The 14,615-nt window shown below is 67.4% G+C and carries 15 protein-coding genes and 1 tRNA gene; 8 read left to right on the top strand and 8 right to left on the bottom strand.

Translation table 11 applies throughout. The features are described 5' to 3' along the window. Positions 1-7: 7 nt before the first annotated feature. Complete coding sequence (locus KEG57_RS51555; RefSeq protein WP_272423753.1) at positions 8-967, bottom strand: SUMF1/EgtB/PvdO family nonheme iron enzyme; 960 nt, start codon at positions 965-967, stop codon at positions 8-10. Beyond that, positions 964-1,953, bottom strand: coding sequence for a hypothetical protein (locus KEG57_RS51550; protein WP_272423754.1), 990 nt, complete (start codon positions 1,951-1,953; stop codon positions 964-966). The genes KEG57_RS51555 and KEG57_RS51550 overlap by 4 nt, the downstream gene beginning before the upstream one ends. A gap of 241 nt (positions 1,954-2,194) precedes the next feature. Here KEG57_RS51550 and KEG57_RS51545 point away from each other — a divergent pair, with 241 nt between their 5' ends. From KEG57_RS51545 to KEG57_RS51520, 6 genes are all read left to right on the top strand, one after another. Then, positions 2,195-2,455: a hypothetical protein gene (locus KEG57_RS51545; protein WP_272423755.1), complete on the top strand. Its 261-nt coding sequence runs from the start codon at positions 2,195-2,197 to the stop codon at positions 2,453-2,455. A 109-nt stretch (positions 2,456-2,564) separates the two neighbouring features. Continuing rightward, the gene (bufB, locus tag KEG57_RS51540) at positions 2,565-3,419 is read left to right on the top strand and encodes an MNIO family bufferin maturase (protein WP_272423756.1); all 855 of its coding nucleotides are present in this window, start codon (positions 2,565-2,567) and stop codon (positions 3,417-3,419) included. Continuing rightward, positions 3,409-4,251 (top strand): HvfC/BufC family peptide modification chaperone, encoded by an 843-nt coding sequence (locus KEG57_RS51535; RefSeq protein ID WP_272423757.1) that lies wholly within the window; start codon positions 3,409-3,411, stop codon positions 4,249-4,251. The genes bufB and KEG57_RS51535 overlap by 11 nt, the downstream gene beginning before the upstream one ends. Before the next feature lie 59 nt (positions 4,252-4,310). Then, entirely contained in the window at positions 4,311-4,745 is a 435-nt protein-coding gene (locus KEG57_RS51530; RefSeq protein ID WP_272423758.1) for a secondary thiamine-phosphate synthase enzyme YjbQ, read from the top strand. Beyond that, complete coding sequence (locus tag KEG57_RS51525; RefSeq protein WP_272423759.1) at positions 4,742-5,161, top strand: hypothetical protein; 420 nt, start codon at positions 4,742-4,744, stop codon at positions 5,159-5,161. Before KEG57_RS51530 ends, KEG57_RS51525 begins: the two co-directional genes overlap by 4 nt. Then, a complete protein-coding gene (locus KEG57_RS51520; RefSeq protein WP_272423760.1) occupies positions 5,158-5,865 on the top strand; it encodes a lysophospholipid acyltransferase family protein in 708 nt (235 codons plus the stop codon). Before KEG57_RS51525 ends, KEG57_RS51520 begins: the two co-directional genes overlap by 4 nt. A gap of 9 nt (positions 5,866-5,874) precedes the next feature. Here the strand turns inward: KEG57_RS51520 and KEG57_RS51515 are convergent, their stop codons facing one another. Beyond that, the gene (locus tag KEG57_RS51515) at positions 5,875-6,783 is read right to left on the bottom strand and encodes an SGNH/GDSL hydrolase family protein (protein WP_272423761.1); all 909 of its coding nucleotides are present in this window, start codon (positions 6,781-6,783) and stop codon (positions 5,875-5,877) included. 96 nt (positions 6,784-6,879) lie between these two features. On the opposite strand from KEG57_RS51515, the gene KEG57_RS51510 reads away from it, so the two are divergent. Then, positions 6,880-8,310 (top strand): site-2 protease family protein, encoded by a 1,431-nt coding sequence (locus KEG57_RS51510; RefSeq protein WP_272423763.1) that lies wholly within the window; start codon positions 6,880-6,882, stop codon positions 8,308-8,310. Between the two features lie 370 nt (positions 8,311-8,680). On the opposite strand, the gene dut is transcribed toward KEG57_RS51510, so the two are convergent. Both dut and KEG57_RS51500 read right to left on the bottom strand, forming a co-directional pair. Further along, positions 8,681-9,118 (bottom strand): dUTP diphosphatase, encoded by a 438-nt coding sequence (dut, locus tag KEG57_RS51505; RefSeq protein ID WP_272423764.1) that lies wholly within the window; start codon positions 9,116-9,118, stop codon positions 8,681-8,683. Positions 9,119-9,132: 14 nt separating this feature from the next. Continuing rightward, positions 9,133-9,912 (bottom strand): S1 RNA-binding domain-containing protein, encoded by a 780-nt coding sequence (locus KEG57_RS51500; RefSeq protein ID WP_272423765.1) that lies wholly within the window; start codon positions 9,910-9,912, stop codon positions 9,133-9,135. A 217-nt stretch (positions 9,913-10,129) separates the two neighbouring features. On the opposite strand from KEG57_RS51500, the gene KEG57_RS51495 reads away from it, so the two are divergent. After that, positions 10,130-10,205, top strand: a tRNA-Lys gene (locus tag KEG57_RS51495). A gap of 5 nt (positions 10,206-10,210) precedes the next feature. Here KEG57_RS51495 and KEG57_RS51490 read toward each other — a convergent pair. The 3 genes from KEG57_RS51490 to KEG57_RS51480 form a co-directional block, all read right to left on the bottom strand. Next, complete coding sequence (locus KEG57_RS51490) at positions 10,211-11,368, bottom strand: tyrosine-type recombinase/integrase (RefSeq protein WP_272423767.1); 1,158 nt, start codon at positions 11,366-11,368, stop codon at positions 10,211-10,213. Next, on the bottom strand, positions 11,365-11,682 hold the full coding sequence (locus KEG57_RS56370; RefSeq protein ID WP_272423769.1) for a helix-turn-helix domain-containing protein: 318 nt from the start codon (positions 11,680-11,682) through the stop codon (positions 11,365-11,367). The genes KEG57_RS51490 and KEG57_RS56370 overlap by 4 nt, the downstream gene beginning before the upstream one ends. A 796-nt stretch (positions 11,683-12,478) precedes the next feature. Then, the coding region (locus tag KEG57_RS51480; protein ID WP_272423771.1) for a hypothetical protein at positions 12,479-14,615 on the bottom strand (2,137 nt) is incomplete at its 5' end.

Here is a 14,615-nt window from a genome sequence, read left to right as displayed (position 1 = left end):
TCCCGCGCTAAAGATCCTTGCAACATCGAACGCCGGTCGAATAATCGAAGTAATCGAACGGATGGGCCCGCACCATAGAGGCACAACCGTCCTTTTTCGAACGCGCGTAAAATCCGCCGACGAATGTCCCCTCCGGGTCGTCGATCCACTCGTCGATATTGCCGACCATGTCGGCGATCGCGTCGCCTTCCCACCGGCTCACGCAGGCCCGCGTCTCGCCCGTCCGGCGGAGGAGCGGTTTGTCCCCGGCCTTCACCGTGTTGAGGCGCGGATCGCTGTGACCGATGCTCGGATTGCCGTGCAAGAGCCCCGCGGGGTGCGCCTCGCGGAAGATGTTGCATTTGCCCGGTTCGTACGTGTCGCCATAAGGGAAGTCGCGATCGTCCTCGCCCCGGCAAGCCGTCTGCCACTCCGCGAGCGAGCAAAGGCGCTTGCCCGCGTTCTTGCAAGCGAGCGCGGCGAGCGGCCCCGTGAGGTAGCCCTGGGGGATGCGGCTCTTCTTCGAGACCGCCTTCGGCTCGAAGTTGCGCTGCGATTGCCACGGCGGCAGCGGCGGCAGCTCGATCGTGCGCGCCTCGACGGGCCCGACGGCGAGGCGCTCCTGCTCCCACAATTTCTGGATCGAGAGCGCCTGCTTGCGGGCGGGCACGTAATAAGGGGAAAGATCCTGCCCCGTCTCCGCGTCGACCAGGCTCGCCTCGTACCGATCGACGCAATAACTCTTGTTCACGCGCACCATGTCCGGCGGACACGTGGGCGTCGCCGGCTCGACGAGCGCAAAATCGTCGGGCCGCTCGGGAAGCACAACGGGAGCCGAGGCGGGCGCGGAGGCGGAGGCGGAAGCGGGCGCGGCAGCGGAGGCGGGCGCGGCAGCGGAAGCGGAAGCAGGCGCGTCTCCGGGCTTTTCGTCGTCGCAAGCCGAGAGGAGGATCGAGCCGAGCAGGGCAATTCGGACCAGACGGTTCATTGAAATGCATGCCCCCACGGATCACGACCCGAGGGCTCCGGGCAGAGGTAACGTCGGACCACGATCCAGTGGTGCATCGGATAGAGGATCGTGTCTTCCTTCATCGACAAACCCATCCGGCTCGTGTGCGCGCCGGGGAACGGCTTCTTCGGGTAGAACGGCACGATCCCCGAGAGCGCCTCGTACTCGTCCATGAGCCCCAGCAAATGCCCCGCCTCGTGCGCGATCACTGGCAGCGACCAGCCGCTCCGCATGGACCAGAAATACGGCGTCCGCCCGCACGTCGTCGACAGCGGCAACGTGAGATCGACCGGCACGCCCTCCCGCGCCGCCTGGTCGTGCGGCAAGAATGTAAAATCGTACCGCACCGGCAATCCATATCGATCGGCGTCCCGATTCCAGTACCTCTCCGCCTCCTCGGACCAGCGCGCGAGCAGCGCCTCCATGTTGCGACGCGTCGCCGGCGCCCGGAACTCCCCCGATTTGGGACACGCCTCCGTCGTATTCGATCGGGAAAACGGCACGCCCCGGCACACGACCTCGCCCTCGTACCGCTCTTTCCCTTCGCAATCCGCGAGCTCCAGCGTCCCGCCCTCGCGCGGCAGCACCACGGCGAACGTCGCAGACACCTCCCAGCGCCCTGGCGCGCCCCCGCGCGGCCCCAGCCGCCGCACGTGGTAATGCATCGGCCCGAAAAACAAACGATAATGCGGCATCGCCCCGCGGATCGTGCGCTCGCCTTCCTCCACGTCGCCAAAAAAGACCTCCCGCGGCGACGGCGAACAGGTGTACGCGTCCTCCGCGAGGGTCGTCGCGAGCACGTCCCGAAACGTCGCGCGCGCTTCCGCGCCGAGCCCCGGCGTCATCGACACGAGCTCCTGCGCGACGTCGTCCGTCGGCAGAAATCGCGCGTCGAACCGCGACGCGACGCATCCCGAGGTGAAGATCGCGCCGAGGACGACGAGGGTTGCGATGTGGACCTGCATCGCCCCTTGCCATCCGGCGCTTTTCCTTGCTTCGCCCCTTCCCATCGGGCTACCAACATGGCTCCCGAGGGTGCTGCTCGGCAATCCGGATCCGGAGGACGGGCATGCACGTAGGTGGGAAACCCCGACACCCCGGGGGGAAACGATCATGGCGGGGGGAGGTTTCGCACGAAGCGCTCGAAGTCGCGACTTCCTCGGGGTGCCGACCCAGAAAAAGAAACGCTTGGAACGGAGATTGACCATGAACATGAACAAGATGATGGCGTCGCTTGCGGTGGGCGGGATGATCGCGGGCCTCGCGGCGTGTGGCGGCAGCCAGGCGCAGCCCGAGAACGCCGACAGCAAGGCGGGCGCCGAGGCGGGCGCGCAGGCGTCGTGCAGCGGCCAGAAGGCCGACGGCGCGGCGCACTCCTGCAAGGCCGGCGCCTGCAGCGGCAAGAAGGAAGGCGAAGCCGCGCCTGCCGACGGCGCCGCCCCCGCTCCGGCCGACGCGCCGAAGTGATTCGAGCGGCCCCCCGCGCCGCTTGAGCCCGAAGGGCCGCCGCTTCCACCTCAAGCAAGGTGGCGCGCGCGGCCCTTCGTTTTTACACCGCTTCTTCGGAGACACCGCGATGACCGCACCCGACCGCATGCGCCTCGGCCTCCCCGACCTCGGGATCGGCGTGGGCCTGCGACTGCCGCACTACGAGGAGATCTTCGAGACCCGTCCCAAGGTCGACTGGTTCGAGATCATCAGCGAGAACTTCCTCGTCCCCGGCGGCGTGCCGCTCGCGAACCTCGACCGCGCCCTCGCCCACTACCCCGTGATCCAGCACGGCGTCACGCTCTCGATCGGCGGCACGACACCGCTCGATTTCGAGTTCCTCCGTGATCTCCGGACGCTGCTCCGCCGGACGAAATCTCCGTGGGTGAGTGATCACCTCTGCTGGACCGGCACCGCCACGCTGAACACGCACGACCTCCTGCCCCTGCCCTACACCACGGAGGTCATCCGCCACGTGGCCGCCCGCGCCCGCATCGTCCAGGACACGCTGGAGGTGCCGCTCGTCCTGGAGAACGTGTCGAGCTACCTGACGTACACGTCGAGCGACATGACCGAGTGGGACTTTCTCACCGCCGTCGTCGAGGAGGCCAACTGCGGCATCTTGCTCGACGTCAACAACATCTACGTCTCGTCGCAAAACCACGGCTTCGACCCGCGCGTGTACGTCGACGCCGTCCCGGCCGAGCGCGTCGTGCAGATCCACCTCGCCGGCCACACGAACTACGGCGACTACATCATCGACACGCACTCGGGGCCGGTGATCGATCCGGTCTGGGACCTCTACCGCCGCGCGATCCGCCGCGTCGGTCCCGTCTCCACGCTGATCGAGTGGGACGAGGACATCCCCCCGCTCGCCATGCTGCTCGCCGAGGCCGAGAGGGCGCGCGTCGTCCGGGAGGAGGCCCTGTCCCATGCGAAGTGATCTCGCCTCGGTGCAAGCGTTCCTCGCGAGCGTGATCCCCGGCCATGCGCCGATCCCCGAGGATCCGGCCCTCGCCGAGACCGCCGCGCGGTTCGTCACGGGAAACGGTCGCCTCACGCCGGCCGCGCAGGTCGACATCTACCGGCGCCAGTTCTGGCTCCGCCACCGCGAGATCCTGCACGACGATTTTCCGGCTCTCGCGCGCCTGCTCGGCGAGGACAAGTGGAACACGTTCTGCCGCGACTTCCTCGGCGCCCATCCTCCCGCGCACGCCGCGTTCGAGAAGCTCATCGAGCCCGTGCCGGGCTTCGTCGCGACCTGGTCCGGGCTCGAAACGCAAGCCGAGCGCACGTTCGCCGCGGATCTATCGCGCTACGAGATCGCGCTCCTCGAGGTGCGCACCGGGCCCGACGCGCCGCCGCTCGATCCACAAAAGCTCGCAAGCCTGCCCGAGGACGCCTGGGAGCGCGCGCGGATCGTGCTGCACCCCGCGATGCGCCGGCTCTCGTTCGCCTACCCCGTGCACCGCCTCCGCAAGGCGTGGCTCGTCTCGGGCGAACCGGCCGTCTTCCCCGACACGCCCTCGCCCGCGCACATCGCGCTCTACCGCAACCGCGAGCTCGTCACGCACTTCGAGGAGCTCGAGCCCGAAGCCTCCACGCTGCTCGACCTCCTCGCGGAGGGCGTGCCGCTCGTGCCTGCGCTGGGCCGCCTCGCCGAGCCCTTGCCCGAGGATCGGCAGGCCCACGTGGCGGCGAGCGTCGGGCGCTGGTTTCAGCAGTGGACGGCCCTCGGCATCGTGGTCGACGTCGACCTCCCCTCATCTTCGTAGTTGCAGAGAACCCCGACCATCGGACACGGTAGGAGCCACGTACGGGGGGCAACGTGCCGATGAGGGAGAGCGTCCACCAGAAGACCCTCGACATCCGCACCCGCGGGCGGGGTCTCTACGACGTCACGAGCGCGGTCGCGGCCGTGCTCGACGACGCGGGCGTCACGATCGGCCTGTGCTCGCTCTTCCTTCAGCACACCTCGGCGAGCCTGGTCGTGCAGGAGAACGCCGATCCGGCCGTGCTGCGCGATCTCGATCGCTGGATGGCGCGCGTCGCGCCCGACGGCGCCGGCTACGAGCACGACGCCGAAGGCCCCGACGACATGCCCGCGCACATCCGCGCGGCCATCACGAGCACGAGCCTCACGATCCCCGTCACCGCGGGCAAGCTCGCGCTCGGCACCTGGCAAGCCATCTACGTCTGGGAGCACCGAACGAGCCCGCACACGAGGCGCCTCGTGATCACCTTGCTCGGCGCCTCCGGAGGCCCATGAACGCACGTACTTCGATCTTCGCCCGCGCTCTCCTCGTCCTTCCTTTGCCCATCGCGCTCGCCGCGGCGCTCGTCTCCGCCTGCGCCGGCAGCCTGCCCGGGAGCCTCGAAGAAGGCCGCTTCGCCACGTGCGAGTCGAACGCCGACTGCACCGCGCGTGACGCCGGAACCGAGGCCGGCATCTGCTGGAACCTCCGCTGCGTGCAGTGCCTCTACGACACGGACTGCGCCGCGGGCTCGTACTGCGCCGACAACCTCTGCAAGACGCTCGATCCGAAGCCGGCCGAGGAGAAGGACCCGACGGACCAGAACGCGAAGAACATCGACGAGTGCATCAAGGCCTGCACCGACAAGGAGTGCATCGACACGTGCAACGCGCGTTTCCCCGACGCGAAGAAGAAGCGGAGGGGGCGGTGACGCTCGCGGAGACGGCCAAGGGCATCCTCGACACGGCGCGCATCAGCGTGCCCACGGTGGTCGACGCGGCGATGGGTCGTCTCGACGCCGAGACGTGCGACGAGCGGCTCGCGTGGTGGTCGCGCAAGCTCTTCGCGGACGCGGAGATCAGTCTCGTCGTGCGTGGTCGCGAGCATCTCGGCGACGGCCGCGAGACGTTCATCGTGATGTCGAACCACCAGAGCCTCTACGACATCCCGGCGCTCTACCGCGCGATCCCGGATCGAAGGCTGCGCATGGTGGCGAAGGCGGAGCTCTTCGACGTGCCGGTCTGGGGTCACGCGATGAAGGCCGCGGGGTTCGTCCGCGTCGAGCGCGGCAACCGCGCGCAGGCCGTCGACGCGCTGCGCACATCGAGCAGCATGCTGGAGGAGGGCTCGCTGCTCTGGATCGCGCCCGAGGGGACACGCAGTCCGACGGGGATCGTGGGGACGTTCAAGAGCGGAGGGTTTCACCTCGCGCTGGAGACAGGCCACCGCATCTTGCCGGTGGCGATCGACGGCACGCGCGACGTGCTGCCCGCGCGTGGGACGATCGTGCGCAAGGGCAAACGTGTGGTCGTGACGATCCTGCCGCCGATCGATCCGAAGGCGTACGGCAACGAGCGCCGCAAGGAGCTCACGGCCGCGGTGCACGACGCGATCGTCGAGGCGATGAGCCGCTAGACCTCCCCGCTAGGGCTGCGTCTGCGCGGTCTTCTGCGGGCTCGGGCTCGGGCTTCCGGTGTTTTTTTCCGGACGCAGGCGCCACGGGTTCACGGCGTGGCGGCCGGATCCCTTGGGCAGCGCCTCGCCGTCCTTGGGCGCGGGCGCGCGCTCGGCGAGCAGCCAGCGGAAGAACGCGTCGGCCCACGCAGCGCCGCCGGGGGCATCGGGGTGGATGCCGTCGGCTTGCCGCGAGATCGGGCCGGCGACCGCGTCCGAGTCGAAGAAGCGACAAGGCGAGGTGTGCTTGCGGAAGATCTCGATGATGCCCGTGTCCTTGCGCCAGAGCGGCGGCGAGACCCACACGCACGGCCTGTCTCCGACGATCTTGACCAGCCGCTCGACCGCGTCCGTGCGCGCGGCGGGATCGGTCAACGTCACCTCGTTCGCGCCGAGGTTGATGATCACGAGATCGGGGTGGTAGTCGCCGACGAGCTTCGCGAGCTTGAGGTGCCAGCTCGTGGTGTACGAAGCCTGCTCGGAGCGGACCTCGTAGAGCGCGCCGACAGCCTTCATCTTGGGCCGAAGCGCCTGCGAGAAGCCGGCCATGAGGAACGAGTCGCCGATGTGCAGGACGACGGTGCGAGGCTCGATCGGCAACGCCGTCTCGGGTTTGACCTCGTTCGCCGAGCCGGCAGATGCCGCCGCATCCGCGGCCGCGGGCGCTCCTGCATCCGCCGCCTGAGCCGTCGTCAGCGACTCCCCCGAGGCCTTCGCGGGGGACGTCGAGGTCGGAGAAGGCCCTGCGTCGTCGCCCTGCACGTGCGCGCGAGGGGCCGGCGTGGCAGGCTGCGCCTCTGGCGGCGCTGCCGAGGCGCACCCGCCGACGAAGGAAAGAAGCGTGAGCGCGAGGAGCGGAACGAAGCTCGAAGAGCGCATCGGAGGTCCCAGAGCTCCGCACTCTACGGCACACTTCGTCCGAGCCGCAAAGAATCGGCCCGCCTTGGGCGGGCGTGCACTAGGATATTCGAGGGCATGAATTTCAGGCTGTTCGGCATCGACGTCGAGGTCCAGGCGAGCTTCTGGTTCAGCACGGTGCTGCTCGGCATCAGCTTCGTGGACCTGTCGCGCGGCCCCGCCGGGCTCGTGCCGCTCGCTCTGTGGGCGTTCGTCGTGCTCGTGAGCGTTCTCATGCACGAGCTCGGGCACGCCCTGGCGATCCGGCGGCACCGCATCCAGCCGGAGATCTCGCTCTTCCTGATGGGCGGCGTGACCCGCTGGCAGCAAGTGCTCCCGCTCCGGCGCATCGATCACATCTTCATCAGCCTGGCCGGCCCCCTGGCCGGGTTCGCCTTCGCGGCCCCGTTCTTCGCGCTCGATTACTGGCTCGACCACCACGCGTCGGCCGCAGTCGTCGCGCGTGTCCCCTCGCTCGTGCGCTTCACGATCACCCTCTTCATCTACGTGAACGTGCGGTGGGGCCTCATCAACCTGCTGCCCGTGCTGCCGCTCGACGGCGGGCACGTGCTCGAGCACGCGCTCGGTCCGCGGCGCATCCGCCTCGTGGCGGGGCTCTCGATGCTGGCGGGCTTCCTCGTGGCGCTCTACGGCCTCCGCACGCACAACATCTTCCTGGCGATGATGTTCGGCATGCTCGCCTTCCAGAGCCTGCGGCGCATGCAGATGCTCGGCCCCAGCGAGGCCGAGGAAGATCCGCGGCCGCACGCACCGGCGCCGGACACGGAGCCCGCGCTCTCGGGCGAGCTGCTGTCGCTCCTGCTCCGCGCTCGGCAAGCCGTCGCAGACGAGGACCTCGGCCGGGCGCGGAACCTCGTCCAAGAAATTTTCTCGTACGAGCAGCGCACGGGCGAGCCGCTCCCACCGCGCGCGCGCCGCGAGGCGTTCGAGGTGCTCGGCTGGGTCGCGCTGGCAGGCGATCACGTCGACGAAGCAGCACAACGCGTGGCCGAGGCGCGCAAGCTCGGCGAGGTCGATCCGGCACTCGTGGGCGCTGTTCACTTCGCCAAGCGCGAGCTCAACGCCGCAAGGCGCGTGCTCGAATCCGCGCGCGCGACCGGCGACGATCGCAAGGAGATCGTCGGTCCGCTCGTGCAAATCCTCCTCGAGCAGGGCGAGGTCGCCCGCGCCGCGGCAATCGCCTACGACATCGTCGACTCGCTGAGCGAGGACGACGCGCGCAAGATGGCGAAGCTCGCCTTCGACGGCCGCGCGTTCGACTGGTCGGCGCGGCTCTCGGAGGCCGTCTTCGACCGGCAGAAGAGCGCTGAGGACGCCTACGAGGCAGCACGCGCGCACGCGCAGGACGGCGCCTACGAGCGCGCGCTCGACATGCTGCGCAAGGCCGTCGAGGCCGGCTTCAGCGACCGGAGCCGCGTCTGGTCGGACAAAGCGCTCGAAGCGCTACGCGCACGAAGCGGGCTCGAAGCCGTCGTCCCGCGTCCGTAAGACTCCCGTCTTCGCATCTGGGAGGCGCTGCGCTGGGGCTTTGCCCCAGGCCCCACCCGGGGCTGTCCGCCCCGGGACCCGGACCAGCGCAAGCGCTGGACCCGGGGTCGATGAACTGCGCGATGCGCAGTTCATCGAACAGCCGAGTCAAGACCAACGACGACCCTGCCAACCAAGACAGCCGCGCTGCCATTTCGACTGGCAACGCTGTCCCACCGGCCTGTTGGAAGAACTGCGCATCGCGCAGTTCTTCCACAAATGGTCCAGGGCTTGCCCTGGTTCGGGTCGAGGGGCGAACAGCCCCCGCGGGGCCCGGGGCAGCGCCCCGGCGCGACGCCTCGCGATGAGACCCATGCTCAGGGAACAAGTCTCACCGCCCCGTCGAACCGTACCCGCCTTGGCCTCGCGCCGTCTCGTCGAGCGACTCCATGACGACGAGCTCGGCGCGCGCCACGGGACAGATTACGAGCTGCGCGATCCGCTCCCCGCGCCGCACGACGAACGGCACGTCGCTGTGGTTCACGAGCAGTACCATCAGCTCGCCGCGGTAGTCTGGATCGATCGTCCCCGGCGCGTTCAGCACCGTGATCCCGTGCTTCAACGCGAGCCCCGAGCGAGGCCGCACCTGCCCCTCGTACCCTTCCGGAATGGCGACACGCACGCCTGTCGGCACGAGCTTGCGCTCGCCGGGACCGATCGAGACGTCCTCGACCACGGCGGCGCACAGATCGAGGCCCACGGCGCCTGCGGACTGGTACGCCGGCAGCGGCACGTCTGCGCCGCCCACGCGCACGCATGCGATGCGCACGGATGCTCCGTGGGTCACTTCTTCTTCTTCGAGAGCAGATCGCCGAGCGTGCCGAACCCGCGCGGCTCGGGCTTCTTCGCGGCGCCTTGCGGGGCCTTCTTGCCGTCGGCCTTGGGTTTGTCCGTCCCGGTTTCAGCCGCCTCGGCGCTGCCTCCGTCCTTGAACTTCTCGAACGAGCTGCGCTCCTCGTCGCGCGCGACCGCGGTGACCGACAGGCGGATCTTGCCCTCCTGATCGATGTTCACGATCTTTGCCTCGACCTCCTGGCCGACGGTGAAGTGCTTCTTCAGGTCCGCGCCGCGCGGCGTGCCGGTCTCCACGGTGGGGATGAGCCCGCGGCCGCTGCGGCCCTGGGTGCCTGCGATCTGCACGAACACGCCGTAGCGCTCGACGCCGGTGACGCTGCCCTTGACGCGCGCGCCCTCGACGAGGACGGGGGCCTGGCCCTTGGCGCCGAGGCCGATGGAGGTGGTGAGCGCCTCTCCTTCGGCGTTGCGGATGAAGAGGGGGCTCAAGCGGACCTGGCCGGTGCCGCGATCGATGGCGGCGACGGTGGCGCTGACCTTGTTGCCGACGGCGACGAGCAGCTTGCCGTCGGGATCGGTGAGGTCGATCCGTTCGAAGTAGCCCTCCTGCTTGCCGCCGAGGTCGGCGAAGACGGCGTTCTGGGCGACGACGACGATGGTCACGTCGAGCTTGTCGCCCACATGAAAGCGGCGTCGCTCCTGGCGACCACCGCCCGCTTGCTCGAACAGGGCCCCGAAGGACTCCGACGTTTCCCGGCGCTCGGACATGGTGGACCGCCTCTTAGCGCGGCTGCGTCGGGAAGGCGAGGGAACGGATACGGAGGCAAGGCGCGGAGGTGAGCATGGCGACGTGCGTGAGAGTAGAGGCGGAGGCGGGAGAGGGTGGACGGAGGGAAGGATCGTTTCCCGCTTGTCGCAGACGGGCCGGATCGTGCTAGGGTGCCGGCCGCGATGCACCGGAGGGAGACTCTCGCCGGGACATCCAGGGTCGATAGCTCAGTCGGTAGAGCTGCGGGCTTTTAACCCGTAGGTCCAGGGTTCGAGTCCCTGTCGACCCACCACCTAACTAGCCGGAACGGCTGGACTTTTTGGTCCCCACCCCCGGCTGTTCCAGTATTTCTCCACGGACTGGCGAGGGAGCCGGCCCGTCGAGCAGCTCGATGGCGCCCCGCTTGGCGCTCGGCGACAGGTGCATGTAGCCCATCGTCGTCGAGACATCGCGGTGGCCGGCGAGCTCCTTGATCGCCATCACGGTCGCCCCGCGCATGGCGAGGTGCGAGCAGAACGTGTGGCGGAGGATGTGCGGCCCCTCGAGCACGGCGAGCCCGGCCCGCCGCGTCGCCTGCCGCATCCAGCGGGCGATCGTCTTCCCCGTGATCGGCTTGCCGTCGTCCTCGCAGAGCACGCGCTCGCTCCGGAGGTGGCGGTACGCCTTGAGGGTTGCGAGGAGCCGCTTCGTGAGATCCACGGTGCGGCCGCGCCCGCCCTTCGGGGTGGACTCGATGCCCTTCCAGTCCGCGCGCCGGATGTGGAGCTCGCGGCGAACGAAGTCCACGTCGTTCCAGCGGAGCGAGATCATCTCGCCCCGGCGGAGCCCGGCGTCCGCACCCAGGAGCACCAGGAGGTGCGCTCCCCAGCCGACCATCGTCGCGCCCTCGACCAGCCGGTCGAGGTCATCGAAGTCGAGGAAGGACTTCTCGGGCTTGGGCGCCTTGAGCAGCTCGATCCGGCACGGCATCGCGTGGATGACCTCCCACGACACCGCCACGCGGAGCAGCTTCCCCAGGACGGACAGGATGTTGTTCACCGTCTTGGCCGAGCGGTGACCCAGCCGCGCCTTGAACCGCTGGACATCCTCCGTCTTGATCTGGTCGAGCTTCTTCGAGCCGAAGTCGGGCTCGAGGTACAGCCGCAGGATCCTCTTCTTCGCGTCGATCCCGCTCGGCTTCTGCCGGTTCGCCTCCGCGTAGCTCTCGATGAACCGCGGGGCGAACTCCGTGAGCGTGGGCACCTCCTTCTTCTTGGGTTCTTCTGCAGGGCGGGAGAGGGCCTCGCGCAGGAGTTCGTGTTCCCTCCGCTCCCCCCAGCGCTGGGCCTGCGACTTCGTCGCCACGGGTGCTCGGCGGCGCTCGCGCACCTCCTCTCCGTTCGGCAGATTGACGCAGATATCCACTTCCCAGCCTTCTCGTTGCGACCGCTTGTACGGGCGAACTTTGACCGTCATCGTCGGGTCCTTCCCGGCGATGGCGCTCGTCTTCCGTCGAGCCAGCTTAGCAGGTTGTCGCGATGGAACAGCACGCGACGGCCCAGGCGAACGACGCCGGGAAGAGTGCCTCGCTCAGCCATGGCGTAAACCGCCTTCCGCGTGGTGCGCAGGAGAGCGGCAACCTCGTCGGGCGTGAGCAGTATGGGCAGGGGCCCATCGGGGGTGCTGCTGGTCGAAGCAGATCGATCGCTCGCAGATTCGGCGTGTGCCCGGTCCGGGTGGGTTGTCCCCGACTGGCTTCTTCCGGGGCGCTGGCGTCGTTCACCGGCCATGGCTCACCTCCCCTGCTCGAGGTGTACCGGCCAGCGGGAATGGCTGCGTTGAAGCTGGGCCTGGGCCGCCGTCGCTGGCGGCTTTCGGTATCGTCGACGTCCGGTGTGTTCTTGTTCTTCTCGTCGCTCGCGGTCGCGCCTGGACGCGAGCGAAGCAGCGCCGAGCGCGAGCGACTGCGAGGCGCCTCGATATCCGCCGCGCCTCGAGGACGCGAAGCTTTCGTGTTCGGCGTATCGCAGCCTTTCCCCTTGCAGCCGTGGCCGTGGGAGCAAAGGCCAGGATCCCTCTCATGAAAAGTTCGTTCCTCTCCGCCGAAGAGATGTCCTCGTCCTCCGAAGGCTCCTCCTTCCCTTGACGCCGGAGCCACTCGATCTCCTCGTCATCGAATCCGCCATCGAAGTTTGTCGTGACCGTGATGTTCATTTACAGCCTCGGGTCAGGATGGCGAAGCATAAGAGGAACGATTGCTGGTGCAAGAAGAATTCGACATGCGAATGTGCGAGTAGAACCGCGTTCTTCTGCGACGGTCTTGTCCCGTGAGACTTCGTGTTCGGCGATAGTTGAGACCTGGCCGCGAGAAAAAAAAGACCCACGGACCTCGCAGCCTCCGGCTGGAGGCCCTCCATCCTTCCACCGGCGTTCAGGCCGGTTAACCTCCCCCACTATAGATTGGGAGGGCACCGGTTAACCGGCTCGACGGGGAGAGCACGAGTCCCTCCGCAGCCGTCAGGCTGCGGCAGGGACATTGGTTCTTTTTTTTCCCGACCGTCCTCCAACCTGAGCGACATCATGCGCTCAAGAAGAAGGGCCCGAGGCTCCAGCCGATCCTGCTGTAGCGTTCAGGCTGTGGCCGAGAAGAACCTCGATCTCTCGCCAGAGACCGGTCCGCCCATACTTCTTCTTCGCCTTCGTGATCGCGACCTTGCTGACCCCGAGCAGGTCCGCGAGATCCTTCTGCGTGATGATCCCCTGCCGTCCAGCGGCACGCTCGTTCATCAACGCATCACGGGCTCGGAGAAGAAGCTCGGGCTTTCGCCCAAGCAGTTCGTCCTCCGTCTTCCGGTCGATGACGAAGTAGGGGATGTCGACGTTCGAGAAGAAGTAGATCGTCTTCTTCTTGTACGGATCGTAGGGCCGGAGGCGGAGCATCGACTGGGCGTACTCGGCCTGGTGGAACGCCCAGAAGACCGAGAAAGGTCCTCGACGGAACCTGCGTTCGATGAGACGTGTGCCATCGTCGGCCACGATGTAACCGTCCGAGGAGTCCTGGTTCGGTGAAGGAACGAGCCGGTAGTCGAATGGCTCCTCCCAGGAGGCAAGCGGCTCCGTCGAGATGTAGGCCCTCGCCCTTGCCTCGATCTCCAGCGGGTGTAGTTCGGGGGCGCCGAGGACGAAGAGCGCGTCGTAGTCCTTCAGGCTATTCTCGCCGCGGTTCGACCAGAAGTAAGTCACGTCCTCTTCCTTGACGCTCTCGAGGATCCGCTTCTTCACGTGGGGCTTGGCAGCGAACAGGTGCTTCTGCACGATCACGGCGATCTTGTGGCCCGGATTCTCCGTCTTGTACTTGTCGACGATGTCCATCAGCCGGTTGATCGATGGGCTGTTCGGATCCCCGAGCGTGCTGGCCGGATACCTGTAGTCGATCGTCTGAATGATCTTTGCGGTCTGTTGTGCTTCGACGTGAACGTGCAGGAGTGGCCGGTCAGGAAACATGTAGGCGTAGAGCAGTTGATCGCAGGTCGCGTCCAGGATGACGATGGGCACTTGTGGCGGGACCGGAGGAATCACCCGCTGCCCGGCAATGATCCCGCCCCTCGACTCGCTTGACGGCAGGACGAGAACACAGGTCGGTCTTGCCCCGGTGTCGGCTGCCAGGGCATCTGCGAGTTTGTGGAGCTTCGCTCCGAGCCCCTGCCCCCCGATGAACTCTAGCTTCTGAATCAGGTACGCCGTACTCATCGGATCAATCCGACAAACGTGAGCGTCCAGGTCCTTGTTCTGCCTTTCGCGCTCGCCACCTTCTGGCTGTCCGGCGAGAAGACGGGCAGCGGCTCGGATTTGTTCTTCTGCTCGGGGAAGACCGTCGACGAACACATAGCCGAGCTCGCGCAGCAGCACGCGAAGCTCGATCCGGCGACGGTTGGGAGGCGGATCCTTGAGCAGATCGGAGACGACCTCGAAGAGCTGTGTAAATGCCCTGGCCGAGAGCTCGCCGAGGGCGACCACGTCGGGCGCTTTCAGGGCGGACAAGATCTGATGGATCTCGTACGGCTCCAGCGTGACCGCCTGAAGGACTTCTTTGACAGGCGACTCGTCGATGACGACGATCTCGCGGCCCTCGAAGAGATACTTGTCGTCGTTGCGCAGGCCCAGTCGAGCGTGCGAGGCGAAGAGCCAAGATTTCGAGGGTCGCCAGTTCTGGTACTTGCACGTGTGACGGTCGGGGCACAACTTGCAGCCCATCCGTTGCTCGAAACGCCCGAGGCCGAACATCTGGAGCGGCTTGATGCGCTTGTCGAACTGGGAGCAGAAGCCCTCGTCCTCGCGGGAGGGGCGCTTCTCGATGCCGGCATTGCTCATCGCTGCTGTTGTTGTCGCGGGAGGAAGTGGAACCACGCCGAGCAGAGGCGTGCTCAGGTAATCTGCCACGGCTCCAAGAAGTCTGTTCCGCTCGCCAAACCACGTGACGCTCCGATGCTGAAGAAGCTGGGCGGTGATGTGGCTCTTGCCCAGCCCACCAGGGGCATCGACGAGCACGATCGGTGCTGGCGCGGCGCTCGGGGCGAGCGCCTTGTTCAGGGCGTGGTAGAGTAGGGATGGAGCGCCAGGCGGCATTTCTGCCGCGGGTTTCTCCATCCCTCTCACCGAACCGGACGTGCAAGTTTCCCTGCATCCGGCTCTCCGTGGCCTGGCTTTCCCAGGGTCGTCATCG

Source organism: Polyangium jinanense, assembly GCF_028435365.1.
The sequence above is the reverse complement of the archived record's forward strand: the minus strand, read 5'-3'. Positions and strand labels throughout refer to the sequence as shown.

Excerpts from the sequence above, each read along its gene's own strand:
- KEG57_RS51515 (WP_272423761.1), bottom strand. The coding sequence starts at position 6,783 with ATGCGCTCTTCGAGCTTCGTTCCGCTCCTCGCGCTCACGCTTCTTTCC.
- KEG57_RS51500 (WP_272423765.1), bottom strand. The coding sequence starts at position 9,912 with ATGTCCGAGCGCCGGGAAACGTCGGAGTCCTTCGGGGCCCTGTTCGAG.
- KEG57_RS51555 (WP_272423753.1), bottom strand. The coding sequence starts at position 967 with ATGAACCGTCTGGTCCGAATTGCCCTGCTCGGCTCGATCCTCCTCTCG.
- KEG57_RS51510 (WP_272423763.1), top strand. The coding sequence starts at position 6,880 with ATGAATTTCAGGCTGTTCGGCATCGACGTCGAGGTCCAGGCGAGCTTC.
- KEG57_RS56370 (WP_272423769.1), bottom strand. The coding sequence starts at position 11,682 with ATGGCCGGTGAACGACGCCAGCGCCCCGGAAGAAGCCAGTCGGGGACA.
- KEG57_RS51490 (WP_272423767.1), bottom strand. The coding sequence starts at position 11,368 with ATGACGGTCAAAGTTCGCCCGTACAAGCGGTCGCAACGAGAAGGCTGG.
- KEG57_RS51525 (WP_272423759.1), top strand. The coding sequence starts at position 4,742 with ATGAACGCACGTACTTCGATCTTCGCCCGCGCTCTCCTCGTCCTTCCT.
- KEG57_RS51535 (WP_272423757.1), top strand. The coding sequence starts at position 3,409 with ATGCGAAGTGATCTCGCCTCGGTGCAAGCGTTCCTCGCGAGCGTGATC.
- bufB (WP_272423756.1), top strand. The coding sequence starts at position 2,565 with ATGACCGCACCCGACCGCATGCGCCTCGGCCTCCCCGACCTCGGGATC.
- KEG57_RS51545 (WP_272423755.1), top strand. The coding sequence starts at position 2,195 with ATGAACATGAACAAGATGATGGCGTCGCTTGCGGTGGGCGGGATGATC.
- KEG57_RS51530 (WP_272423758.1), top strand. The coding sequence starts at position 4,311 with ATGAGGGAGAGCGTCCACCAGAAGACCCTCGACATCCGCACCCGCGGG.
- KEG57_RS51550 (WP_272423754.1), bottom strand. The coding sequence starts at position 1,953 with ATGCAGGTCCACATCGCAACCCTCGTCGTCCTCGGCGCGATCTTCACC.